The following is a 24,357-nucleotide window of genomic DNA, read 5'->3' as shown; positions in this document are numbered from 1 at the left end:
TGACTACGGTATGAATAGCGATCCAGTCTGTCAAAAAGTTGACATAAAAAAGCTGGCAGATAGCCAGCTTTTTCACACTATCAAATGCACTTAGGCACGTTCTAGCAGCACTGCAACTGCAGGCAAGGTTTTACCTTCTACAAACTCCAGGAAAGCCCCGCCACCTGTAGAAATATAACCAATTTTATCGGCAACTTCGTACTTGTCGATAGCAGCTAAAGTATCACCACCACCTGCAATTGAGAAACCTTCAGATTCAGCAATTGCTAAAGACAGGGTTTTGGTTCCTTCGCCGAACTGGTCTACTTCAAATACGCCTACTGGGCCGTTCCAAAGTATTGTTTTAGAGGTTTTCAGGGTGTCTGCAAAGGCTTTGGCTGTTTCTGGACCTACATCTAGAATCATGTCGTTATCTGCAACATCTTCAACCTTTTTCACAGTAGCTTTAGCCGCAGCCAATGAACCCAGGAAATCCTCAAAATTGATTTCAGCGGCATCTGCAACCACTACATCGGTTGGAAGCGGAACTGAAACTTTTGCTGCAATGGCTTTTGCAGTATCGATCAGGTCATTTTCACACAATGATTTACCTACGTTATAGCCTGCTGCTGCAAGGAAAGTATTGGCAATACCACCGCCAACAATCAGTTGATCACAAATGTCAGACAAGGATGTCAGTACATCAAGTTTGGTTGAAACTTTAGAACCTGCAACAATAGCCACCATTGGTTTTTCAGGCGTTTTTAGAGCACGGCCTAAAGCATCCAGTTCAGCTGCCAATAAAGGGCCGGCAGCCGCGACTTCAGCTAGACGCGCTACGCCTTCAGTCGAAGCTTCTGCACGGTGAGCAGTACCAAACGCATCCATTACGAATACATCACAAAGCGCGGCATATTGTGCTGCAAGCTCAGGACTGTTCTTCTTTTCACCGACATTAAAACGGCAGTTTTCCAGCAGAACCACTTGGCCTGGCGCAACGTCAACACCATCCAAATAATCCTTATACAGTTTGACTTCCTGACTCAAAGCATCTGTCAGATAAGCAGCTACAGGCGCGAGAGACTGTTCAGCTTTAGGCTCACCTTCAACTGGACGACCAAGGTGAGAATAGACCATTACGGCAGCGCCCTTTTCAACAGCTGCTTTAATTGTTGGCAATGCCGCACGAAGACGCGCATCGCTGGTGATCACACCATTTTTAACAGGAACGTTTAAATCTTCACGGATTAAAACACGCTTACCCGCTAAATCCAGGTCAGTCATACGCTGAAAGTTCATGTAGAGCTCACTTTATAGATATTCAAACCCGGCGATTTTAAATGATTATGTAGAAAAAGGTTAGCATCTTTTGCAGAAAACATTATAAATACCAAAGTTTTGTTATGATAGAAAAAAGCTTTTTGCAGATTCAGCAGTTATGTCGATACATCCTGATCCTAATCTTAATCGTTTAAATGTCCTGGGCGAGCCTTTGGCCAGTTGTTGTTATGCTCCGATTACCGGTTATTTCCGTAATGGTTTTTGCCATACCGCCACTACCGATCTCGGGCAGCACACTGTCTGCGCGCAAATGACCTCAGAATTTTTAAATTTTTCCCAAAAAATTGGCAATGATCTGATTACCCCTTTACCTGAAGTGGATTTCCCGGGACTACAGCCAGGTGATTTCTGGTGTATCTGCGTCACACGCTGGGTAGAAGCCTATGAAGCAGGCAAAGCTCCCCCGGTAAAACTGCAAGCCTGTCACAAAGCCGTACTTGCCTATGTACCTTTAAATATCCTTGAGGAATATGCTGTCTAATGAATGCTGCACCGATTATCCTGGCCTCTTCCAGCCAAACCCGTAAAGAGTTGATGGATCGTTTACATATTGACTATATCGCCATGGTACCGGACATTGATGAAACACCTCGCGGTGAAAATCATGCAGATGATCTGGCCAAACGCCTAGCCTATGAAAAAGCCAGACATATTTCCGAACAGCACCCTGAAGCGATTGTCATTGGCTCAGATCAGGTCGCATGGCGCGAAGGTGCACCGGATATTTTTATCGGCAAACCGCTCACTCCTAAAAAAGCCATTCATCAGCTGCAAGCCAACTCGGACAAGATTGTGTATTTTAGTACCGCACTGAGTGTACAACAACAATCTACCGGTTTTGAACACACCTTAATTGAACATCATAAAGTCAAATTCCGTAAACTTTCACAAACTGAAATTGAGCGCTATATTGAAATTGAACAACCATTGCATTGTGCTGGTAGCTTTAAATGCGAAAGTTTAGGCATTAGCCTGTTTGAAGAAATGATCGGTCAGGATCATACCACCTTAATGGGTATGCCAATGATCCAGCTCTGCAAAATCTTGCGTGAACTTAATATTTTAGTGCCTTAAATCAAAGCTCGCCATTTGCGATATGAATAACTTTCTTCATATCGCAACAAGTCAAAATAACCGATTGTTATAGTCTTATGCATCAAAAATTAACTGTTAAAGAATTTCATAACTTTAGTCAGGGAAAACTTCAAGCTTTAGAAGCGTTTATAAGTAGTCAGGCACTAGAGTCCTTTGTCATTGTCGCCCAAATCAATCAACTCAATGATTCACGCCAGCGAGCTAAAGAAAAAAAGCAGAATGTACTGTATCAACTGTTATTACAAGATGGACCGCATCAACTTAAAGCACGTGCAAGTATCAAAGTTATTCCAGATAATATTGGTGATGGTACTGTAGTACGTGCAATTTGCCAGTGTCAGCCCGTTCTGAATATGCACGACTGTCTGGTTACAGAGGCCAATATTGTAAAAATTGAACCTGCAAGCCCAGAAGAAGGACTATATGTAGATCAGACGAGCATTTTGCTTAAAAGTTTAACCTATGTACATCAACCCTTTCCTAAAAAAAACTATCCTAAAGTTTGTCTGATCTACTCCAACTCTAGTTCTGCTCAAGTCCATCAGGATTTCTTACATGGCCTTCACTATCAGATTAATTATATTGAGTTAATAGAAAAGAAAATCAGCTTTAGCAATGTAGCTGAACTGAGCCAAACCATTTCTGAAGCAAAAGCAGATATTTTGGTGATTATTCGCGGAGGTGGGGATACTAAAGCATTAGAGAGTTTTGATCACCCTGATGTTATTCGTGCTCTTGCCTCAAGTGCTACTTTTCGTATTACAGGAATTGGACATTCTTCAGATCGAAATTTAATTAATCTTTTTGCAGACTACACCGCAATTACCCCTACCGATGCAGGTAGTTATTTAAAAAAAATGCTGTATCAAAAATTTATCCAACATAAAAAAGAAAAAGAAAATGAAGAATTAATCCTCTCTCTACAGCAGCAACTGCAAACAGAAAAAGAGCAAGCTCAAGACCTGACCACGAAACTTGATCATCTACAAAGCACCCTTACTCAAATTGATCGTCGTCTGGAGCAGGTAGCCCAACCCGATAATTCCTCCCAGAAAAGGCTTATTATTCAGTGTACTTTATTCTCTACCCTACTTATTCTCATGCTGCTGTTTTTACAAAATAACTATTTGTGAAAATAATGCGGCTTTAGATGAAAGAATTATCCCGTCTAAATGCTATGATTTAAAAAATTAATTTCTTCAGGCTTTTTATGTCCCACTCCTTAGATGTGTTAGGCGGTATCACCGCTGAACAATTCCTTGCCGAATACTGGCAGAAAAAACCCCTTCTGGTCCGTAATGCGATGCCTGAAATCGCAGGTTTACTCGAACCCAGCGATGTGATGGAACTGGCTTTAGAAGAAAATATCACTGCCCGCCTTATCAAGCAAAAAGACCGTGATCCAAACCAGTGGTCGGTTAAATCTTCGCCACTTTTAAAAGCAGACTTCCAGAAGATGCCTAAGCTCTGGACACTTTTAATTCAAGCAGTTGATCATTATTCTTTTGACCTTTCTGGACTGTGGAAAAAATTCTCCTTTATTCCGCAATGGCGCCGTGATGACATTATGGTGTCGTATGCTCCACAAGGCGGTTCTGTAGGTAAACATTTCGATTTTTATGATGTTTTCCTGGTACAGGGTTATGGCCACCGTCGCTGGCAACTGGGCCAAATGTGTGATGCTGAAACAGAGATGGTTCCCGGCCAGCCACTTAAATTACTCCCTGAGATTGAGGTTAACTTTGATGAGGTTTTGGCACCGGGTGATTTATTGTATGTTCCGCCCGGGCTTGCGCATTACGGCGTTGCAGAAGATGACTGCTTAACATTTTCCTTCGGTTTTCGTATGCCAAATGTCAGTGACATGATGGATCGTGTCGGTGACAAGTTTGCAGAAAATGAGGTTTTGCGTAATCCATTAGTCGATATTGTCCGTGACCAGATCAGTGCTGCCGGGGAAGTTACCCCCCTTGAGCTGGAATACTTAAAAGACAAGATCATGGAGCAACTGCACAATTCAAATGTGCTGGAAGATGCCATCATGAGCCTGATGTCCGAACCAAAGTATGAAGAGAACATTCCGGAAGCTGAAGAAATTGGTACTGGAGATCTGGAAGAGGCGCTCGACCAGGGTTATAGCATTCTACTGGAGCCCGCTTCACGTCTGCTATATACCGAGGAAGATAGTGAAGTTCTCTTCTGGGCCAATGGTGAAGGAATCTGCATTTCTGAGGCTTTTACCGAAAAGCTTAAACAGCTGGCAAATGGCGAATCTGTAGCATTAGATCTAGATTTTGCCGATGAGGACATGCTGGAAGATCTGGCAGATTTATTGAATGAGTCTATTTTAATGCTGGTTCCGCCTGCTGACGAAATATAGTTTCATTGCTGCCCGTTCTAAAGAGGATCAATTGGTCCTCTTTTTTTATTACCAGAAATCTTTTTAATTTCAAACACCAAGCAGATTCTATACTTTAAAGACGGCCATTCGTCGAGTTAAGGTTTATTTATGCTTAGGCTATTTTTAAGATAAGCACTTGAGGCTTATTTATTTTTAAATGATTTATATCATCCAAACCAGCATTTTTAAAGTGTCTTTATTGGCTATCCGTAATTGTAAAGCTTTATCGAAGGTAAAATGCCACTCCTCTACTTGAGTGGCATACACCTGTATAAAGTGGAATTTTCAAAGCATTTCTCATGCAATGCTAAGCGGCAGCGCCATATTGCTGTTTTAAATATTTCACAATATCCGCTGATTCAAACAGGCTAACTCCAGTATTTGGATCAACCAGATAAGGCACCTGAATATTATCGCCCATAACTTTCAGCACTTGTTCGCGCTTACCACCCGCCAAAGGTTCATATTTCCCCGGTTTTAAGCGCAACTTGGCAAGCCCTTGATCCTGCCAGCGCTCTTTAGCAACATTATGAAAAATAAAAGGGATTTCCAGTTCGCTCAAAACGCCACGTACGATTCGGGTATAGGGACTGGCTTCAAATCCCCATAACTCCAATAACTGCTCAGGCGCAGGCCGGCCTTTGGCCTTTGGATTGGCCATGCCCCCGCTTAATCCATTTATGACTGTGCCAGCAATAGCAGCTACAGGAATTTTTGGATAATACGCATATTTCTTTGGTGTTTTTCCAGTTTTGCCATAGTGTTTAAACAAATGATGAATAATGTCTTGAGATTCATACAACTTGTCGCCGGTATTTTCATCTACTAAAAAAGGAAACTGGAGCTTTCCTCCGAGTGCTTGTACGACAGGCCGGAAATGGGTACCACCGCGTGGACAAGGATAAACCTCATAATCCAGATTCAGCAGAGTCATCACTTCACGTACACGCCGACAAAATGGCGACCCTTCATATTCATATAGCTTTAAAGGCTGGTCCGGCTGATTTGGAAAAGGTGTACCTGTGGTACCTCGTCCGCCTTGGGTAAAGGCCGATGCCAATGCTTGAACAACCTTGATTTGATGACCCAGCATATTTTTCTCCTGTTTTTGTTTTAATCATCCTACAAGACAGACTCTCATGATTCTGTCTTGTATCTTTATCTTATAGCTTGGTTTTGTAATTCTTTTACAGTCTGTCTAAGCTATTTTTAAGCCACTAAAGAGCTTTTGGACAGCACAATACCATTATTGTCAGCATAAACATATTCGCCTGGAGTAAAAGTTACCCCGCCAAAATACAGCGGCACATCTACCTCTCCAAGGCCTTTACGGTTACTTTTTTGTGGAATGGATGCCAATGCCTGTACCCCCAGGTTCAGCTCAGCAATTGCATCTACATCACGGATGCAACCATAAATAATGACACCATTCCAGTGATTCTTAACTGCTGAATCGGCAATCAGGTCTCCCATTAATGCACAGCGCATGGAGGCACCACCATCCACCACCAACACTTTGCCAGTACCATCCGTTGCCAGGAGTTCTTTGACCCGTGAGTTATCTTCAAAACATTTCACTGTAACGACCTGCCCACCGAAGGTCTTGCGAGCACCATAGCTTTTGAAGAACTTTCCATCCAGACATGGTGTTAGGACCTGTAACTCCAGATCCGGATGATCATCCAATAAATCACAGGTGACAAATGGTACTGTAGACACGATATTTAGCCTCTTTTCATTTTTTGAATATATAAATTATCATAAATTTCAAACTTTACCGTTTGAGTTCGTGCTGCCTCGACCATAGTATGAGCCACTTGGGCGGCTGTCACCGGCTTATATTGAAAAGTATCGGGGATAAAATTTGAGATCTTATGATAGATCTGTTGCGCTGTATCTTCCAGAAAACGCGGCTCTTCGCGCTCGCCAAGTAAAAGTGAGGGGCGAATCAGGCTAATTCTGTCCAGAGACAGACTTTGAACATATTCTTCCAGCTCACCCTTGACCCGATTGTAATAAAATAGCGATTGCGGATTTGCACCCATCGCACTCAGCAACAAATAATGAGCCTCGGTCTGCTGAAGCAATTCTGCAAAATGGGCATTAATCGTGTAATCAATATCGTAAAAACTCTGTCTGGAACCGGCTTTTTTTATGGTCGTACCCAGACAACTAAAGCCGTGAGTATGCCCGCTTACATCCTGATCATTTAGCATCAGAAAGTCTTCAAGTACCAGCTGGCGCACTTTATTGAAGCTGTCCCAGTCTGTCTGATAATGCCTGACTACAGCAGTAATCTGCTCGCAACTTGGCTCAACTTGCAGGTCCTGTATGAGTTGTTTTCCGACCAGTCCACTGGCGCCAATCACCATAGGATGAGTTATTGATTTAGTCATTTTTTATACGATCTCCTCAGTGGAATACTAATCTAACGTTTTCTTTAGAGTTTTTCTGCATCTAAAATGTTGCCAAAGCATGTCAAGACTTGACTTCGGTGCTTAGTTTAATCAAAATATGGCACTTGTTTACGGGCTGGTGATAGTTCTTCTGATGTTGGTTTTCAGTTGAGTTTCAGCCCGCCCAGACCAATCTATTTCAAGGAGTGCACGAGTGGCAAACTCTGCTCAAGCTAAAAAACGTGCTCGTCAAAACGTTAAAGCACGCAAACACAACGCAAGCTTGCGTTCTATGGTTCGTACCTATCTTAAACGCACAGTAGCTGCTATTGCTGCTGGCGACTATGCGGTTGCTTCTGAAGCTTACAAAAAAGCTGTTCCAGTAATCGACCGTATGGCTGATAAAGGTATCATCCATAAAAATAAAGCAGCTCGTCATAAGAGCCGTTTAAATGCGCAAGTTAAAGCTTTGGCTGCTAACTAATCGCGATATGAAAAAAGCCCATTAGGGCTTTTTTTGTATCTAAAATTCAATTAAGCTCAATTAGCTCTTAAAAAAAACACAATAATAAAACGAGTTTTTAACCTGGAATAGTTTAATTTTACATCGCTGAGCACTTATTTCTTCATTCAAAATAAAAGTACTGTTAAATTTTATGAAAATATTTTTGCTGCCCTGTAGTGTCGCATTTTTCTATTTTCTTATACATAAGCAGCAAGGTGAATTGGATATGATCCGACTGACTGTATTCAGTATCTTCACTCTTGAAGTGATGATGTAGATTAATATTGATTGTTCCTCTCAACTCTTACAAAATCAAAAAATGACTCATTCAATCATTTAAGACTTAAGAGCCAGAAATCAAAATAAATCAGCTTCAACCCCGCTGTTGGTTTCTAACTGGTAACTATATTCCCTAAATAAAAGTTATCGAAAAAAACAAGCCCTTAAAGAGCTTGTTTTTTCTTAATCTCCCGAAAACTTAGTGGATTACTGGCGGCTCTAAAGAGGCGGCTTTATTCTGCAAATATTTTGCATATAAATCCAGGCTAAATGGCCTGGCTGTCGCCAAAATCAAACTGGAGCTTGGTGTTAGCGTATTCCATATCTGGGCAGCGGTATTATTACAAGCATAGCGTAACAGGTTAGTCCGGTTATTGGTTAAATAACCATTTCCAAGATCGAAACACTGCCCTGCTTGAATAATCGTAGAGTTCTCTGGCTTCATGGTCCAGATTTGATTGCTATTATTAGCATCACATACCGCCATGATCACTTTTGCATAGCTGCCAGTACTGGTGACACATTGACCCGGATCTTTCGCAGAGTGAATTCGGCCCGATACATCAAACATCCATTGCTCTGTTAAATCTCCCGTACAGGCACTCGGTCCACTAATATAAAGATTAAGCGAACCATCCGTCAGTGTTTCAGTTTTCAGACAGTTCTTGCCATTATTTTTAATTGGCATTGCCCCAGCAAGAATATTGTCATTGTTCAGCCCCAATCTAACCATGAGTTTTTCAAATGAAGTTATGGCCTGTGCTTTTCCAGCAGAGAAGTCTTGCTGATAAGCTGCAATCCAGCGATCAAAGCGCGGAACAATATTCTGCTGGTGCTGATAACGTATCAACTGCTGTCGGGCCAGAGGACTCAGTTTATCCATATGATCGGTATAGGAGTCAGCAATCAGCTGCTGCTGTGCATTTAAATTGATGACCGTACTGGCTGCCTGAGCTTCCAAGGCTTCCTCTAGGGCAGGCAGTTCTATCGCACGCAGCGCACTATAGCCGGCCTGACGACCAATCTTAACGGCTGGCTTAATGGCGTCAGGATAAGTTTTAATCTCAAGGTGTGACAGCTGCTTGGCTTCTTCACCCGCATTTTTGCAATATAAATCTACCGTTTTCGGCTGATCGGAGATAGCCAGATTCACATGCAATTTATTTGCATTGGAGCCTAAACGAGAAGGCGCCAGCGCTACAGTTTTTGTATGCGATAGATAGTGGACCTTTAACCAGCAGGCTGCATTTTCAGATGATAGATCTGCTTCTGGAAGATTAAAGACATTTCCCCAGTTCCCGCGTGCTTCCGGGTAAAGCAAGCCCACCTGATTTACCGGGTCATACCCCCCTAAAATCGTAAAGACCGGCACACCGAACAAACGTGGCTTTAAGTAATAACCATCTGGACGATTAAACCAGACGGCGTTCATCTTGGCAGGAATCTGAGGTTGATAAACCTCCATTGTCCTGGTTTGTTTATTCCAGGTCTTATAACCTGTCGGTGATGTTTCATCCCAGACTGCACGGTCAAAATGTGGCTGAATTCTTAAATAGGTGCTATAGCCCGTATAATGGGTATAGTTGGATATGGTGCTGTCCGGATAGCCTCCCGCCATAGAGTCTGTACCATAGCGGAACAGATTTAAAAAGTTTGGAATACCATTTGAACCATCACGCAAGCTTGTCGAGCTCCAGCTCAAATTACCACGCATCTTGTTACGATAGCTTATATATCCCCATCCGCTATCTGCATGATGGGCAGTTAAAAAGTCATTAACCGTATCCTGATCAATTTGTACACGCCCAGGATAATGCCCCAAACCATAGTGATGTCCAATCTCATGACTGAATTCATTTCCTATAGAATCATATAAAGTCAGCATGCCATTCCCACCACTCAGGCCATGGCTACTTTCACCATTGGTATATTTACCCCGCGAGTGATGGGCCACAACACTTTGCGTCAACTGAGGCTGTGCCTGACTGGCCATTGAAGCACTGGTAATGCCCCAGTTAGCCAGATTAATTCCTACACTAAATGTAGATTTCCCGACATTCTCACGCATATCCCCACTGTAAACATCCCCACTTCCTGCACTGCCCGTATTCTTATCATAAATGACACCTGACGCAATCATGACTTTATCCAGACTAATATCATCATATTTGGCCACGGTCATGTGTGCCGCAGGAATCGTCTGAAAATAATCCGTACCCGATTTTTCCGGCTCTAGCAGCATTTTATGGCCACCGGAAACAGGCGCATCAGTTAACATTCCGATACGGATATTGTTGAGTACCAGTTCTCCTGGCGCAGCAAAATCAATCGCTTCTTCGGCGAGTTCACCGCTACGGTTTTTCGAGTCACTGAAACGTAATTTCAGACCAGGCTTAACTTCATTCCAGTTTAATCGGACTGACCAGGCACGCTTACTATATTGTAAAGATGGACGGGTACCTCGTCCTTTCTGATCTGATGCAGGAATTTTGGTCGGATCTGCCAGCTTTACAGTACGCAGCAGCTGATTACCTTGATAAATATCAACTTGAAGTGAGGTAATATCCTGCATTTCAGCCACAGGCGTAACCAGTAGCAAAGCTTCTTTTTCACTGGTTAATCTTGGCATCTGTTTGGCTTCATTCCCATTCGGATCAACAACATGCTGCTGACCAAACTGCACCATCGCTTGAAACTCACCCTTTAGATCATGACGTATCGTTCGAGTTTTGGATTCTGCATCATAATCATAAAAACCCAATGTATTGGCATAGCTCGCGTCTACAGTCGGTTCTGGATAAAGTTCATTCGGATTCTGGTTTCCTCCCTGATCTGTATTCTGATCATTTTCCCCACCCCCACATGCGACCAACATGAGCGATAATACACATACACTTAAATAACCATGTGAACACCTGATCACATTTTTCATATTAAACCCCCACTAAAAGCACAAAAAACCCCAAAAGGTAGACTTATTTTAATAAATAAAATCAACAACTTATACAGGATGTAATCATATTTATACGCAGCTTCATTTGCAATCGGTTATTGTCTGATAAACAAAAAAATATGAATAAAAATTGATGGAGCCAAATGATTAGAATGTGTCATGGAACATTTTTTATTATCAGACAGTGAGCGGATTAAAAGTATTTCGTTTTTAAATTACGCTGTTACCGAACCAGATTTTTTAATAATGGGAACTTTGATCGCCTGGAATCCAGACAGCAAAATAAAAAAAGCCCGATAACATCATGTATCAAGCTTTTTTAAAATACGAAAAATATAGAAAGAATAAAAAGTTAGAGATTTAAGTTTTTAAAATCCTGAATATTTAATTCTGAAACCTTACCACGCCAGATCCATTTCAGCTTAGACTCCAAAAACACATCTCCCTCAAACCACACAAACAGCCCTTCCATCATTTCCGGCCAGTCCTCGCGACTTACTTCCTGCCGACCGGACATCACCGCAATCATGGCTGCCAGAATAGTATCGTGGCTCACAGCAAGGCTCACACCGTACTTATTTTGTGGATGAGTGTTATAAATTAACTCCAATACATCCACTACGCCACGAATCGGATGTTTCATTCCCGGCAAAGCATTATTGACGAAGCTGTTAATAAAACCCAGCGCTCCCTGTTTAGCAAAATAAGGGCCGGCTTGCTGAATATCCAATACAAAACTTCCCGGCTCGACCAGTAGCCCTTGCTCAATAATTTCAATCCGATGAGTATTCGGCTCAGCTGTAACTCCATCCGCGCCTTCAATCATTAAGGCAGCAGTATCAATACAGCGCTGGATCGGACTGGAAATACAATGTTGGATAATACGATCTGTCTGGTCGGCCAGATAAGCTCCCCACTCCTGCGCCAGCTCTCTTCCCTGCTCAGTCAACTGTAGATCATAGCCTGCCAGCCCTTGGCCCTGGACATTTTCACGGATCGAGTGACGTGTGAACAAGGTGACCGGGGTCTGTCCATCAGGTAGTAAATCTATAGCACTTAACATGCTAGGTGGAAGCAGCTTTAGGGACACGTCTTGACCAGTTCCATTCGTGAAGGATTATCCTTCACTATAACATGCTCAGGATTTTGCTCAATGCTTGGACTGCATATCGCTCAATGCCTTTAAGGCAAGCATTTTCATCTTGTGATTCTTATAAGCAATAAATCCGCCATTCAGCAAGGTGTCACGCTGATTATAAATGAATGGCCGCCCTTCCAGGTCAATCAGTCCGCCACCGATTCGTTCGATCATGCACTGGCCAGCACTGGTATCCCATTCAGCAGTTGGGTGAAATCGTGGATAAATATCCACCTGATCTTCCAGCATCATACAGAACTTGTAAGCACTGCCTGCCTTAAACTCGCTATATGAAGTGAATTTAGCCAAGCTTTGCAGATATTCAACATATTTCAGCTTCTGCTGGCTACTCTGACTCAAACCAATATATACAGCCTGATGATCCGTCGCCGCTTCATAGCTGAACCATACATTATGGTGAATATCATATTTCAACGGCATGCCGTGCTCCGGGCAGAAATAAATCAGCTGCTGAGCCGGAACAGCCAATATGGCGAAGGTGGTTAAGCTCCCCCTCACCAGACTCAAGTTAATGGTAAATTCAGGCCGCTGGTGCAAAAACTCTTTGGTTCCATCTAAAGGATCAAGCAACCAGAATTCCGACCATTCATGACGCTGGTCCTGATGACCTTCTTCCGACAATAACGGTAACTCCGATATATCTGCCAAGGCTTGAGTCAGATATTTATTCACCCGAAAATCTGCTTGTGTCACCGGAGAATCATCACTTTTCTTGACAATATCAAATGCAGCACCCGAGCAATAAAGCTGATATTCTTCTCGCAAAATTTCACAAGCCTGTGTCAAGATGGGCACAAGCTGCAAAATCATGGGATCTTGTGGTGTTATTGTCGTTTTAAACATAGAAAACCTTAATATGTCGAATTGCTCAGAAAAACCGGCCGTTTTTTTTGATATGGACGGAACCTTGCTTGATCTTGCCTATGATGATTTCATCTGGAACGAATTATTACCAGTACGTTATGCTGAAACACATGGCTGTAGCCTGGAACAAAGCCGCGCCACCCTGTATACCTTCTATCAACAACACAATCATACCCTAAACTGGTACTCTTCAAGCTTCTGGACGGCTAAAGTTGGAGTCGACGTCCTGGCCATGCAAATAGAACATAAACATAAAGTGGCTTTGCGCCCTTATTGCCTTGAATTGCTCGACTATCTGAAAAGCAATGATTATCCGATCTGGCTAACCACGAATGCCGACTGTGCCAGCTTGGCGTTTAAACTCGAACAGATGAATTTAAAAGATTATTTTGATGTGATTGTCAGCTCGGAAAGCATAGGACATGCCAAAGAGTTTGTAGAATTCTGGCAAGGTTTAAATGCCCTGCATCCTTTTAATCCAGAGCAGGTTTATTTTATTGATGATACCGAAAAAGTCCTGAATGGTGCCCGTGCTTACGGGATTCAGAACCTGTTTAGCATCCAGCAACCCTCGTCTGGCAAAGTTGCACGCAAGACTTGCAATTATCCAATGCTGCACCAATTAACAGAACTGATCACCCATTTAAATCAAACTGAGGTAAGCAAGCAATATGCGTAAATCGTCTTTACCTGAAGATGCGGTAGGCATGCGTATAGACAAATGGCTGTGGGCGGCACGTTTTTTTAAAACCCGTTCAATTGCCAAAAATGCTATTGAGGGAGGCAAAGTCCACCATAATGGCGAACGGGTTAAAGTATCACGCGAAGTCCGTGTCGGAATGGAGTTGACGATTCAGCAAGGCATCGACAAAAAAACGGTAGTCGTGAAAGAACTTTCCGATGTACGCGGTCCTGCGCCAGTTGCACAGAAACTTTATGAAGAAACTGAAGTCAGTATTGCACGCCGGGAATTGATTGCATCACAAAGAAAGTTGCATAATCTAGCCCGTCCCGATCATCGGCCGAGCAAAAAAGACCGCCGGGACATCAGTAAATTCAGAAATGAAAATAGTCAGAACTTTGACCAGCAGTGGTCATATAATGATGATTGAATATAAGCGTCAGAATGTGTCGCAACACACCTGACATTGATAGAATAGCAAGGCATTTTCTGTCACCATACACTTGTGGAACGAAGCTCTAATTTAAGACATCCACTTGAGTACTAAGTTTGTGACATCGTATTGAGGTTATAAGATGGATGAGAATAAAAATAAGGCGCTTAATGCTGCCTTAAGCCAAATTGAAAAACAGTTTGGTAAAAACACAGTGATGCGTCTTGGTGACAATACCGTGCAGGCAGTTGAAGCTGTATCTACAGGCTCATTAACGCTTGATATTGCACTCGGTATTGGTGGTTTACCGAAAGGCCGTATTATCGAAATTTATGGTCCTGAATCTTCAGGTAAAACCACGATGACCCTGCAAGCGATTGCTGAATGTCAAAAAGCAGGCGGCACATGTGCATTTATCGATGCCGAGCACGCGCTTGATCCTCAATACGCCCGTAAACTTGGTGTAGATATTGATAACCTATTGGTCTCTCAACCCGATCATGGTGAACAGGCACTTGAGATTGCAGACATGCTGGTACGCTCTGGTGCAATTGACATGATCGTTGTTGACTCCGTGGCTGCCCTAACCCCTCGCGCCGAAATTGAAGGCGAAATGGGCGACTCACACATGGGCCTGCAAGCACGTTTGATGAGCCAGGCACTGCGTAAAATTACCGGTAATGCCAAACGTTCAAACTGTATGGTCATTTTCATTAACCAGATCCGTATGAAAATTGGTGTGATGTTTGGTAGCCCGGAAACTACGACTGGTGGTAACGCTCTGAAGTTCTACGCTTCTGTACGTCTGGATATTCGTCGTATCGGTCAGGTTAAAGAAGGTGACGAGATTATTGGTTCTGAAACCAAAGTCAAAGTTGTGAAAAACAAAATGGCGCCTCCCTTCAAAGAAGCCCTGTTCCAGATTCTGTATGGTAAAGGCGTAAACCATCTAGGTGAACTGATCGACCTTGCCGTACAGCAAGAAATCGTACAAAAAGCCGGAGCATGGTATTCATATCAAGGCGACAAGATTGGCCAAGGTAAGAACAACACGATTCGCTACCTGGAAGAACATAAAGAAATGGCTAAAACCATTGAAAAGCTGATTCGGGAGCAACTGCTTACCAAAGCCGTAATCACTGAAGAAGATGATAAAGAAGAAGCAGATCTTTTAGATGCCTAATCTATTATTTGTTTAGTCTTTCAACATCATCCAGAGCGCCCTACGGGGCGTTTTGTTATGATGGACTGGTTTACTTTATTCGAGATCAGCATGTCGGACGCAAAATTCAGTAAGCTCTTGGACTATGAAGCGATTAAGCAGCAGTTTGGTGATACTGAAGATTCAGCACACACCTCAACTGTTCCGTCTCAAGTTTTGCCAGAATTTGATCCGGAAGACAGTTTATTTGGACAGCCGGATAAGCAAGAGAAAAAACCAGGCCTTAGCGGCTCTCGTCTGCGTTCTTATGCCTTTGCCGTCTTAACCCGCAAGGAATATTCTAAAGCTGAGCTGATCGAAAAACTGGCGCTTTATGCAGAAGATCGTAATGAGGTCATCGCTTTGGTCGATGAGCTTGCAAAAGAAAATTACCAGAGCGACCAGCGTGTCGCTGAAATCATGCTATCGAGTCAAAAGCGCAAAGGCAAAGGCCCCAATCAAATTAAAATGAAGCTTAAAAGCAAAAAAATTGATACTGCTTTAATTTCAGAAGAGCTCAAGGAAACTGACTGGGTACAACAGGCCTATGAGCTTAAACTTAAAAAATATGGGCCAGAAGTCAGCAAAGACCCTAAACTTAAGGCTAAACAGATCCGCTTTCTGATGTATCGTGGTTTTGAAATGGATGCGATCATAAAAGCCATTAGCCGCAAGCCTGAAGACTAACCCTATCCTTTCTTCAATATATTCATTTACTCAGCTTTCCAGTTCTTAACTTTAATCCTACTGATTCCTACTCATTCAATGATGATACATCTGTCAGACGAAACACTGAGGTGTTGATAGAGCAATAAAATTAAATAAAAAAATGCTATAGGTGGGTTTTAAATAGAAGAGCTTAAGTTTAATCGGATAAATGAGATTGCGAATATGTATAACTTTTATAATTAAATATATGGTGGCAACCCTACCAGCAAAGCTTCGGCACATCACAGTTCTATTACCGTTGCTACCTTCCGGTCCTGGCGGGGTTCATAGAGTGCAATTGCGAAGTAACCGGCAGGGCTACCATTGCAGGAACAGAGTATAAAGATTTTTAAGTAAGTTGCAAGTACTTGTATTCAAAATTAGCTCACAAGCTATCCGTTTGATTACTTTAGAAACAGTCCGAATATTTTAGCGCTTTTTGATTGATCTTCATATTTAATTCATGAACAGCAAAATTAACTGAATCTTTGTAAAACCTTGTTGCAATTTCTAAAAATGCCGTTTCTAATGTGGATAATAGAGAGCAGATCTTCTTGTTGATATAACTGTGTAGCGAGCCCAGGGCTCGCCAAGAATTATGGAAATTATAGAATGTTTAAGAAAACGGCATTGTGTGCTTTGACTGCACTCTTTACAACGCCCCTGCTTGCCGCCATTCCAATAGAATCACGCGGATTAAGCCAATCCAACAATCCTGCAGCACAAGCCGCTATTTCTACCAGCTCAGATGCGCCTGTACAGACCAATACCAGCTGGCAAATCATGCAAAAAAACCAGCAGCTTGAAAATGATTTGCGTAGCTTGCGCGGAAAAATGGAAGAGCAGGAAAACGAGATTGAACGTCTTAAAAGCGAGCTGACCAACCGTTATGCCGACTTAGATCAGCGTCTGGAATTATTACAGCAAAAAATAGAACCGACAGAGGATGCACCAACGGAGGATAATCAACAGGATACTCCTCCCAGTTTGAGTTCAACAGCCGCAGCAAACACCAGCAGCACACAAGCTAATGAGCAGGAAAAAGCCGCTTATACCATTGCACTGGATGCTTATAAAAATGGCGGTGCTGCTAAAGCAATCGCACCAATGCAGAATTTTATCAAGAACAATCCCAATAGCGTGTATATCAGCAATGCGCACTTCTGGCTGGCTGAGTTTAATCTGGCCATTGATCCACCCAATTTTGCAGAAGCCAAGCGTAATTATACGGTGGTTACAGAACGCTTTCCCAAATCATCGCGTGCACCACGTGCCTTGTATCAGCTTTATAGCATCAGCAAGGATGTAGAACACAAGCCTGATGTAGCGATGCAATATAAAAACCAGCTATTAAGTCAGCATCCACAATCAGAAGAAGCGCAGTATTTTAAATAAAGGCTGTTTAGAAAATAAAAAAGACACTCTCAAGGTGTCTTTTTTATAAAAAATGCTTTAGCGTATGATTCCGCGTTTTGATTGCTCCAGAGAGTCAATTAAACGCTGCGCTTCAGGCACTTCTGGTAAAATCTCACTACGAATTTTTTCAAGCGCTTCCTGAGTGGTCAGACCCGATTTATAAATGAGCTTGAAAGCTTCACGTAAGCCATTGACCACATTCTTGGACCAACCCTTACGACGCATCCCTTCCACATTCATGGCAAATGCATGTGCAGGATTTCCAGACACCATTACATACGCTGGCACATCTTTGAGAATAAGTGAAGCACCGCCAATCATGCTATATGAATCAATTTTGCAGAATTGATGAATTCCGGAGTTACCTCCAACCACAACATAATCACCTACATGCACATGGCCAGCTACACCGACATTATTTGCAAAGATATTATGATCGCCCACCCTACAGTCATGGGCAATATGCGTATTCACCATCAGCAGGTTATGACTACCCACTTTAGTAATGCCCTGATCCTGAACCGTACCACGATGCAAACTACAATGTTCACGAATCTTGTTGTGATCACCAATTTCTAGCCAGGTTTCTTCACCTGCATATTTGAGATCCTGACAAACTTCGCCCACACTGGCGAACTGAAAAATTTCATTATATTCACCCATACGCGTATAGCCACCCACCACAACATGTGAATGAAGTTTGCTACCCGCGCCAATAGTGACATTCGGTCCAATAATACAATATGGACCAATTTGCACATCAGCAGCAATTACTGCTGATGAGTCAATAATGGCAGTTGGGTGAATAAGGGGATTATTGCTCATGCCTGCTCGACTTTTTGATGCGAAACCATAATTTCCGCGGTTGTTGCGACGACGCCATCTACAGTGGCAATACAATTATATTTGTAAATGCCTCGCTTTTGCATCACTAATTCAGCTTTTAAAACCAATTGATCACCAGCAACCACTTGTTTTTTAAATCTGACCTTCTCAGCACCAGCAAACAGGAACAAAGAACCTTCACTTGGAACTTCGTTATTCATGACAAAACCCAAAATTCCAGAAATCTGAGCCAATGCTTCAACAATCAGCACGCCCGGCATGATCGGATAATTCGGAAAATGACCTTGCAAAAACTCTTCATTAATCGAGACGTTCTTATAACCAACAATACCATTTTCAGTAATATCGACTACACGATCAACCAGTAAAAATGGATAACGATGGGGCAAATATTCACGAATTTTTTGAATATTCATTGGCAATTCAGGCTTCGTCAATGTAGGCAAATTCGACTCTGTCATCATAATTATTTACGCAACTTTAATGTTGATTCAATGGACTCAATTTGAGATTGCATATGATCCAATCGTTTAACCAACTGGGTCAATGGCACATCTGCTAATTGTCTGAGGCGAACCACTGTGCGTTTCCATTTCTGATTTTCAAACAATCCAATCCCCGAAGAATATTTTCCATCTTCAGAAATATTATTTGTCACCATTGACATTCCAGTCAAAGTCACATTATCAGCAATATTTAAGTGTCCAGAAATTGCGGTACCACCACCAATGATACAGTTTTTGCCAATTGAAACACTTCCTGCAACAGCAGTTTTCGCAGCAATAGCGGTATTGGCACCTATTTTAACGTTATGCGCGATTTGCACAAGGTTATCAATAATAACACCTTGTTCCAAAACCGTATCATCCAACGCACCACGATCTACACTACAGTTCGACCCAATCCGGACATCATCAGCGATGCGAACAGAACCTAACTGGGCGATCCTGTGCCATTTCCCTTGGTAAGGCGCAAAACCAAAACCTTCACTACCAATCACCGTATTGGCATGAATACGGACACGGTTACCAATTTTAGCTTCGCCAGTTAGGGTCACATGTGCATCAATAAAACAGTCTTGACCGATTTCCACAGCATCATCAAGATATGCATGTGCTTGAACAATCGTATTTGCACCCACCACACAATGCTCACCAATCACTGCATAGTGACCAATATAGGCATCGTCGGCAATTATTGCTGAAGGATGAATTTGTGCCGTACTTTCAATTCCAGTCATGCTATGTTTTTTTTCAAAAACATGCGTCAGGATGGCAAAAGCCAAGTAAGGATTATCCACCACAATAAAGTTTTGCTGTGAAGTGCATTGCTGTTTCAGTTCAGCAGTGACAATGAGCGCACCCGCCTGACTGTGATTGGCCTGCTCTAGATATTTGTCTGCATTAACGAATGCCAAATCTTGTGAGGTTGCATGTTCAAGACTGGCCAAACCTCTCAAATGCAAATCTGCCTGACCTACACACTCGCCTTGAACCAGGCGAGCAAGATCAGCTAACTGAAGCTGTTGATGATTCATTGATTTATTTAATTGCATTAACCTTTTGAATCATTTTATCAGTTAAATCATACTTGGCGTCATAAGTAAGCGTGGAATTTTTATTTAAAACCACATCCAGGTTGTTTTCTTTACGCAATTGCTCTGCAATCTGTTTCACACGTCCATCAAAAACTGTCCGGATTTGCTGAATGGAGCTTTGTACACTGCCTTGAACGGTTTGCTGAAGCTGTGCCAATTCCTGAAGTTTAGCCTGATATTGAGCTGACATTTTCTGCTTTTCAGCATCACTGATTTTGCTATTTGCCTGCGCTCGCTGCTGTAAAGCCTCAAGCTCTTTACTTAACTGGTCAATCTTGGTGGTTTGAGGCTGAATTTTTTGCTGGAATGCAGTATTTTGCTGCTTTAAATAAGTACTATTTTCAACCACACGCTCCAGATCAATTACACCAATCCCGGCTGCTTGAGTCAAAGGCGCGAATGTGGCTAAAACCAGGCTCATTGTCATCATTATTTTATTCATAATTTTCACTCTTTCAAAAAATTTGCTCACAAGGCCACAACCTCGTGAGCAAATTTTACATTCTTCATGGATAAGTAATTTAGAATGTACGTCCAATTTCAAACTGTACATTCTGGGTATCATCACCCGGCTTATCGTTAAGTGGATAAGCATAACTGAGTGATAATGGGCCAATCATGGTAATCCAGGTAAAGCCTGCACCAACACTATAGCGCATATTGCCACTATCAAAGCCGAAGTTGTCTTTACAGTATTGTTTTGCATCTACACCAGGATCATCCATTTTACCAGTCAAATACAGCTTACCTGATGGTACATCACACTGAGTATCAAATACTTGAGCACCTTCAGCAAACAGTACTGGACGCACCTGACGTGCCCAATCCCCTTTAAACGGCACAGGCAATACCAACTCAGCACCAAACTGAATTAGCGCATTACCACCCACTTCTTCTGGATCATAATCTCGTCTGCGTGATTCGTTATAAGTTACACCAGGGTATTTAGGTCCAAGCGTACTGTTTTCATAACCACGCACTGAGCCATAACCACCAGCATAGAAGTTCTTATAGAATGGCAGATCATTACCATAGCCTAGCTTACCGTAACCGCGCAGCACAAAGTCCTTACCCAATGGGAAGAGTGCTTGTGCATCATAAGATACTTTTTGATATTCCACATCACTGCCAGGTAATGCAATTTCTGCATTGACTCGATGTGACATTCCCGTAGTTGGGAAGACTGGACGGTTTAAAGTGTTATATGACCAACCTAGATTTAAATTATAAGTCAGGAATTCTCCACCAAACTCATCATCAAATGAGGTAAAACCAATATCTTGATTATTACCATCTCGGCAAAGACGATCAAAATAACCTTCTGGTGGATTAGAAGGTTTTTCCAGATCAGGATCAGCTGCTAAATCAATCTCCCATTGTGATTTTAGGTTATCGCTCGAACAATACTTACCTTCGCCTTTAGCTTTACCACCATTGGCTAACAAATAATCCCGAACATAGGTCGAGACATAGGGACCAGTCGTCACTTCAGTCTGGTCAATATTCAGGCCCAAACTTACACTTTGGTTTTCATCAATTGGATAACCAAAATTGATCCCACCACCAAAACTGTCAGTCACATAGTTATTGACGTTATAATCATCATCTAGTTTGGTTTTACGATAGTAAAGATTATAGCCACGACGTACGCCATCAATGGTAAAATACGGGTCCATCACGCTCAAGTTATAATAATCTTGAGTTTCAGAACGGGACAGGTCTATAGAGACGCTATTCCCTGTACCCAAGAAGTTGGTTTGACTTAAGCCAGCCTGGAAGGTCACACCACCACTTTGCGAGAAACCAACTGCCAGTGTACTGGTTCCCGAATGTTGTTCTTCTACTGCAATATTCAGGTCAACCTGATCAGGTGAACCCGGAATACGTACAGGTTTAACATCTACACTCTTAAAGAAACCGGTGCGTTCCAGACGAACCTTTGACAGATCAATCTTTTCGTTACTGGCCAGTGCCCCTTCCATTTGGCGCATTTCACGACGCAATACTTCGTCTGCGGTCTTGGAGTTACCTGTAAAGTTGATACGTCGTACGGTAATCTGTTGACCCGGATTAATATAATAGTTCAAATCAACTTGCTTGGTTTCTTCATTAATCTGAGGAACCACATTCACTTCAGCATAGTAATAGCCAGCATTGCCATATTTACGTAGCAACAACTGCTTGACTGCATTCACTTTTTCCTGTGAATACACTTCACTTTCTTTATACAGCTGTAAAGCTTTTAACTCTTCAGGCTGATAAAGCGCATCACCCAAGAACTTGGTTTGACCAAATTTAAACTGCTCACCTTCATCGACTGAAACCTCAATGAACACATTTTTTTTATCTTCACTCAGGTTCAGGCTGGAGTTGGCGATATTAAAGTTAATGTAACCACGGTTCAGATACATCGCACGCAAGGCTTCCAGACTCGCAGCCATCTTTTCACGTGCATAGCGGTCATTACGCGAGACCACTGAACTCCAACCACTTTCCTTGACGGCAAAAGCCTGCTTAATCTCGGATTCTTTAAATACCGTATTCCCGATGATATTAATATCAAAAACTTTAGCGGCTTTGCCTTCTACAAAGTCAATCAGTAATTCAACCCGGTTATTTGGTCGCGCAGTGGTGGTTACCTTAATATCGGCATCATAACGGCCTTGCTGCATATATTGCTGTTCAAGCTCGGACTCCACTGTTTGCAGCGCAGATTTTCTCAGCACCTCGCCTTCAGCCAAGCCCATTTTTTTCAGGCCTTCTTCAAGTGCTTCTTTTGGAATCAACTTGTTGCCTTTGAGCTCAATCTTTGAAATAACCGGACGCTCTACCACCTGGAAAACCAGAGTATTTCCCTGCTGAACGGCTTTGATATCATCAAATAACCCTGATGCAAACAGGCTACGAATTGCATTGGCAATCACAGGATCATTCACACGGTCACCACTGTTGACCGGCACCAAGCTATACAGATTTTCAGGAGTTAAACGTACTAATCCATCAAATTTTATATCTTGTACAATGAATTCATCTACTGCATATACTTGTTGTGCTGCTGCCATTGCACTAACGAGTGCCAAAGGCATAAATAAATGTGTGTGCTGCATGCCAGTCTTTTCCGCTGTTAATTTATTTCATTTACGTTCTTATAAACGCATAAAGTCATTAAATAATGCCAGAAGCATCATACTGCCGAGCAGTACCATACCAATTTTAAATCCAACCAATTGTATTTGTTCAGAAACAGGTTTACCACGAATTAATTCAATAAAATAGTAAACCAGATGTCCTCCATCAAGCATTGGAATGGGCAATAAGTTTAATATTCCTAAACTTACACTCATTAGCGCCATAAAGGAAATAAAAGTTTCCCAACCCATTTCTGCACTTTGTCCGGCTACCTTGGCAATGGTAATTGGGCCAGAGAGGTTATCCAAACCGATCATTCCACGGATCATCTTCACAATCGAGTTTACAATCATGGAGGAAAGCTGCGCGGTTTTATCAAAAGCCATGACCAGTGCTTCGGCCGGGTTATAATGAATGGTCTGTTTATATTCTGCGGGAATGGTAATTTTACCCGGATCACCCTGTACGCCAAGCATACCAGTGACATTGCCCATATTGTCACGCTTTCCTTGCGGCATAACTTCAAGCTGTATCACCTGTTTATCCCGCAATACTTCTATCTTGAGCAGTTTTTCCGGAGAGGCCTGAACCACTTGCACCACATCGTACCAGTCTTTCATCGAGGTGCCATTAATGGCCAAGATACGGTCACCCTCCTGCATCCCTTGACGGATGGCTGCACCATCGGCGGTCAGCTTGGAGACCACTGCTGGAACTTGCGGGCGATAAGGCAAGAAGCCTAGCTCTTCTAAGGGAGATTGAGACTGATCTTTGAGAAAATTCTGAATAGGGAGCTGAAAGGTTTTAGTCTCACCTGACCGCTCAGCCTGAATACTGATATTGCCAGTTTCACCGACACGATCGACCAGCGCATAGCTGAGCTTTTCCCAGGTTTCGACCTTCGTTCCGTCTATCGCAACAATTTTATCCCCTTGCTGCATATGTACAGTAGCGGCAGGCGTATCGGGAATAATCTTGCCGACCCGGGTATTTAGCTGTTCCTGAGCAGGTAAAAACAATATCCAGAAGAGAACCACAGCCAGCACCAGATTGATTAAAGGACCAGCAGCCACAATCGCGATACGCTTCCAGGGATGCTGACGGTTAAAGGCTTTGGGTAAGTCTTCTTCCGCGACATTGCCTTCACGTTCATCCAGCATCTTCACATACCCACCTAAAGGCAAAGCAGAGAGCTGATACTGGATACCTGATTTTTTGGAGGTCCATTTGATCAGAGTCGGGCCAAAACCAATCGAGTAAACCAACACTTTAACGCCCAGTTTACGTGCCACAATGTAGTGACCAAACTCGTGAATCGCAATTAAGGGACCGAGTAACAGGATTGCAGCGGCAATAATAAACAAGGCGTTCAT

General features: G+C 42.6%; 23 protein-coding genes and 1 other RNA gene. 10 read left to right on the top strand and 14 right to left on the bottom strand.

What is annotated here, in order from left to right; genetic code table 11:
* Positions 1–90: 90 nt before the first annotated feature.
* Entirely contained in the window at positions 91–1,278 is a 1,188-nt protein-coding gene (locus NI467_RS08585) for a phosphoglycerate kinase (protein ID WP_253152285.1), read from the bottom strand.
* Between the two features lie 139 nt (positions 1,279–1,417).
* Between NI467_RS08585 and NI467_RS08580 the strand changes: the two genes are divergently transcribed.
* From NI467_RS08580 to NI467_RS08565, 4 genes are all read left to right on the top strand, one after another.
* Positions 1,418–1,801 (top strand): DUF2237 family protein, encoded by a 384-nt coding sequence (locus NI467_RS08580; RefSeq protein ID WP_151203769.1) that lies wholly within the window; start codon positions 1,418–1,420, stop codon positions 1,799–1,801.
* Positions 1,801–2,394: a nucleoside triphosphate pyrophosphatase gene (locus NI467_RS08575; protein ID WP_151203771.1), complete on the top strand. Its 594-nt coding sequence runs from the start codon at positions 1,801–1,803 to the stop codon at positions 2,392–2,394. Before NI467_RS08580 ends, NI467_RS08575 begins: the two co-directional genes overlap by 1 nt.
* 77 nt (positions 2,395–2,471) lie before the next feature.
* On the top strand, positions 2,472–3,548 hold the full coding sequence (locus NI467_RS08570; RefSeq protein ID WP_253152283.1) for an exodeoxyribonuclease VII large subunit: 1,077 nt from the start codon (positions 2,472–2,474) through the stop codon (positions 3,546–3,548).
* Between the two features lie 77 nt (positions 3,549–3,625).
* Positions 3,626–4,795: a cupin domain-containing protein gene (locus tag NI467_RS08565; RefSeq protein WP_174659685.1), complete on the top strand. Its 1,170-nt coding sequence runs from the start codon at positions 3,626–3,628 to the stop codon at positions 4,793–4,795.
* Positions 4,796–5,123: 328 nt separating this feature from the next.
* On the opposite strand, the gene NI467_RS08560 is transcribed toward NI467_RS08565, so the two are convergent.
* From NI467_RS08560 to NI467_RS08550, 3 genes are all read right to left on the bottom strand, one after another.
* Positions 5,124–5,909, bottom strand: coding sequence for a glutathione S-transferase N-terminal domain-containing protein (locus tag NI467_RS08560; protein ID WP_151203776.1), 786 nt, complete (start codon positions 5,907–5,909; stop codon positions 5,124–5,126).
* Positions 5,910–6,025: 116 nt separating this feature from the next.
* Positions 6,026–6,535, bottom strand: coding sequence for a ribonuclease E activity regulator RraA (gene rraA, locus NI467_RS08555; RefSeq protein WP_151203778.1), 510 nt, complete (start codon positions 6,533–6,535; stop codon positions 6,026–6,028).
* A 5-nt stretch (positions 6,536–6,540) separates the two neighbouring features.
* The gene (locus tag NI467_RS08550) at positions 6,541–7,212 is read right to left on the bottom strand and encodes a nucleoside-diphosphate sugar epimerase (RefSeq protein ID WP_151207887.1); all 672 of its coding nucleotides are present in this window, start codon (positions 7,210–7,212) and stop codon (positions 6,541–6,543) included.
* Positions 7,213–7,426: 214 nt separating this feature from the next.
* On the opposite strand from NI467_RS08550, the gene rpsT reads away from it, so the two are divergent.
* Positions 7,427–7,696, top strand: a complete 270-nt coding sequence (rpsT, locus tag NI467_RS08545; protein ID WP_151203782.1) for a 30S ribosomal protein S20 — start codon at positions 7,427–7,429, stop codon at positions 7,694–7,696.
* Positions 7,697–8,195: 499 nt separating this feature from the next.
* Here rpsT and NI467_RS08540 read toward each other — a convergent pair whose 3' ends face one another.
* The 3 genes from NI467_RS08540 to NI467_RS08530 form a co-directional block, all read right to left on the bottom strand.
* Entirely contained in the window at positions 8,196–10,928 is a 2,733-nt protein-coding gene (locus tag NI467_RS08540) for a M66 family metalloprotease (protein WP_253152281.1), read from the bottom strand.
* Between the two features lie 373 nt (positions 10,929–11,301).
* Positions 11,302–12,039 (bottom strand): histidine phosphatase family protein, encoded by a 738-nt coding sequence (locus NI467_RS08535; RefSeq protein ID WP_253152279.1) that lies wholly within the window; start codon positions 12,037–12,039, stop codon positions 11,302–11,304.
* Between the two features lie 60 nt (positions 12,040–12,099).
* Positions 12,100–12,951, bottom strand: a complete 852-nt coding sequence (locus NI467_RS08530) for a 3'(2'),5'-bisphosphate nucleotidase CysQ (RefSeq protein WP_253152277.1) — start codon at positions 12,949–12,951, stop codon at positions 12,100–12,102.
* 13 nt (positions 12,952–12,964) lie between these two features.
* Between NI467_RS08530 and NI467_RS08525 the strand changes: the two genes are divergently transcribed.
* The 4 genes from NI467_RS08525 to NI467_RS08510 all read left to right on the top strand — a co-directional run bounded on the left by NI467_RS08525 (position 12,965) and on the right by NI467_RS08510 (position 15,975).
* Complete coding sequence (locus NI467_RS08525; RefSeq protein ID WP_253152275.1) at positions 12,965–13,651, top strand: HAD-IA family hydrolase; 687 nt, start codon at positions 12,965–12,967, stop codon at positions 13,649–13,651.
* Positions 13,644–14,084 (top strand): RNA-binding S4 domain-containing protein, encoded by a 441-nt coding sequence (locus tag NI467_RS08520; RefSeq protein ID WP_151203790.1) that lies wholly within the window; start codon positions 13,644–13,646, stop codon positions 14,082–14,084. The genes NI467_RS08525 and NI467_RS08520 overlap by 8 nt, the downstream gene beginning before the upstream one ends.
* A gap of 145 nt (positions 14,085–14,229) precedes the next feature.
* Positions 14,230–15,270, top strand: a complete 1,041-nt coding sequence (recA, locus tag NI467_RS08515) for a recombinase RecA (protein WP_151203792.1) — start codon at positions 14,230–14,232, stop codon at positions 15,268–15,270.
* A 90-nt stretch (positions 15,271–15,360) separates the two neighbouring features.
* Entirely contained in the window at positions 15,361–15,975 is a 615-nt protein-coding gene (locus tag NI467_RS08510; RefSeq protein WP_253152308.1) for a regulatory protein RecX, read from the top strand.
* Between the two features lie 239 nt (positions 15,976–16,214).
* Here NI467_RS08510 and ffs read toward each other — a convergent pair.
* Positions 16,215–16,311: signal recognition particle sRNA small type (gene ffs, locus NI467_RS08505), an RNA gene on the bottom strand.
* Between the two features lie 297 nt (positions 16,312–16,608).
* Between ffs and NI467_RS08500 the strand changes: the two genes are divergently transcribed.
* Positions 16,609–17,391, top strand: coding sequence for a YbgF trimerization domain-containing protein (locus tag NI467_RS08500; protein ID WP_253152273.1), 783 nt, complete (start codon positions 16,609–16,611; stop codon positions 17,389–17,391).
* Positions 17,392–17,448: 57 nt separating this feature from the next.
* Here the strand turns inward: NI467_RS08500 and lpxA are convergent, their stop codons facing one another.
* From lpxA to rseP, 6 genes are all read right to left on the bottom strand, one after another.
* Positions 17,449–18,237: an acyl-ACP--UDP-N-acetylglucosamine O-acyltransferase gene (gene lpxA, locus NI467_RS08495; RefSeq protein WP_151203796.1), complete on the bottom strand. Its 789-nt coding sequence runs from the start codon at positions 18,235–18,237 to the stop codon at positions 17,449–17,451.
* Positions 18,234–18,719 (bottom strand): 3-hydroxyacyl-ACP dehydratase FabZ, encoded by a 486-nt coding sequence (gene fabZ / locus NI467_RS08490; RefSeq protein ID WP_373688392.1) that lies wholly within the window; start codon positions 18,717–18,719, stop codon positions 18,234–18,236. The genes lpxA and fabZ overlap by 4 nt, the downstream gene beginning before the upstream one ends.
* A 5-nt stretch (positions 18,720–18,724) precedes the next feature.
* Positions 18,725–19,795, bottom strand: a complete 1,071-nt coding sequence (gene lpxD / locus NI467_RS08485) for a UDP-3-O-(3-hydroxymyristoyl)glucosamine N-acyltransferase (protein ID WP_253152306.1) — start codon at positions 19,793–19,795, stop codon at positions 18,725–18,727.
* 4 nt (positions 19,796–19,799) lie between these two features.
* Positions 19,800–20,297: an OmpH family outer membrane protein gene (locus NI467_RS08480; RefSeq protein WP_253152270.1), complete on the bottom strand. Its 498-nt coding sequence runs from the start codon at positions 20,295–20,297 to the stop codon at positions 19,800–19,802.
* Positions 20,298–20,376: 79 nt separating this feature from the next.
* Complete coding sequence (bamA, locus tag NI467_RS08475; protein ID WP_253152269.1) at positions 20,377–22,962, bottom strand: outer membrane protein assembly factor BamA; 2,586 nt, start codon at positions 22,960–22,962, stop codon at positions 20,377–20,379.
* 39 nt (positions 22,963–23,001) lie between these two features.
* Entirely contained in the window at positions 23,002–24,357 is a 1,356-nt protein-coding gene (gene rseP / locus NI467_RS08470; RefSeq protein WP_253152268.1) for an RIP metalloprotease RseP, read from the bottom strand.

This window comes from Acinetobacter sp. S4397-1, from assembly GCF_024129285.1.
In the GTDB taxonomy this organism is placed as follows: domain Bacteria; phylum Pseudomonadota; class Gammaproteobacteria; order Pseudomonadales; family Moraxellaceae; genus Acinetobacter; species Acinetobacter lwoffii_C.
Note: the sequence above shows the minus strand (reverse complement) of the source record. Positions and strands in the feature narration are given on the sequence as shown.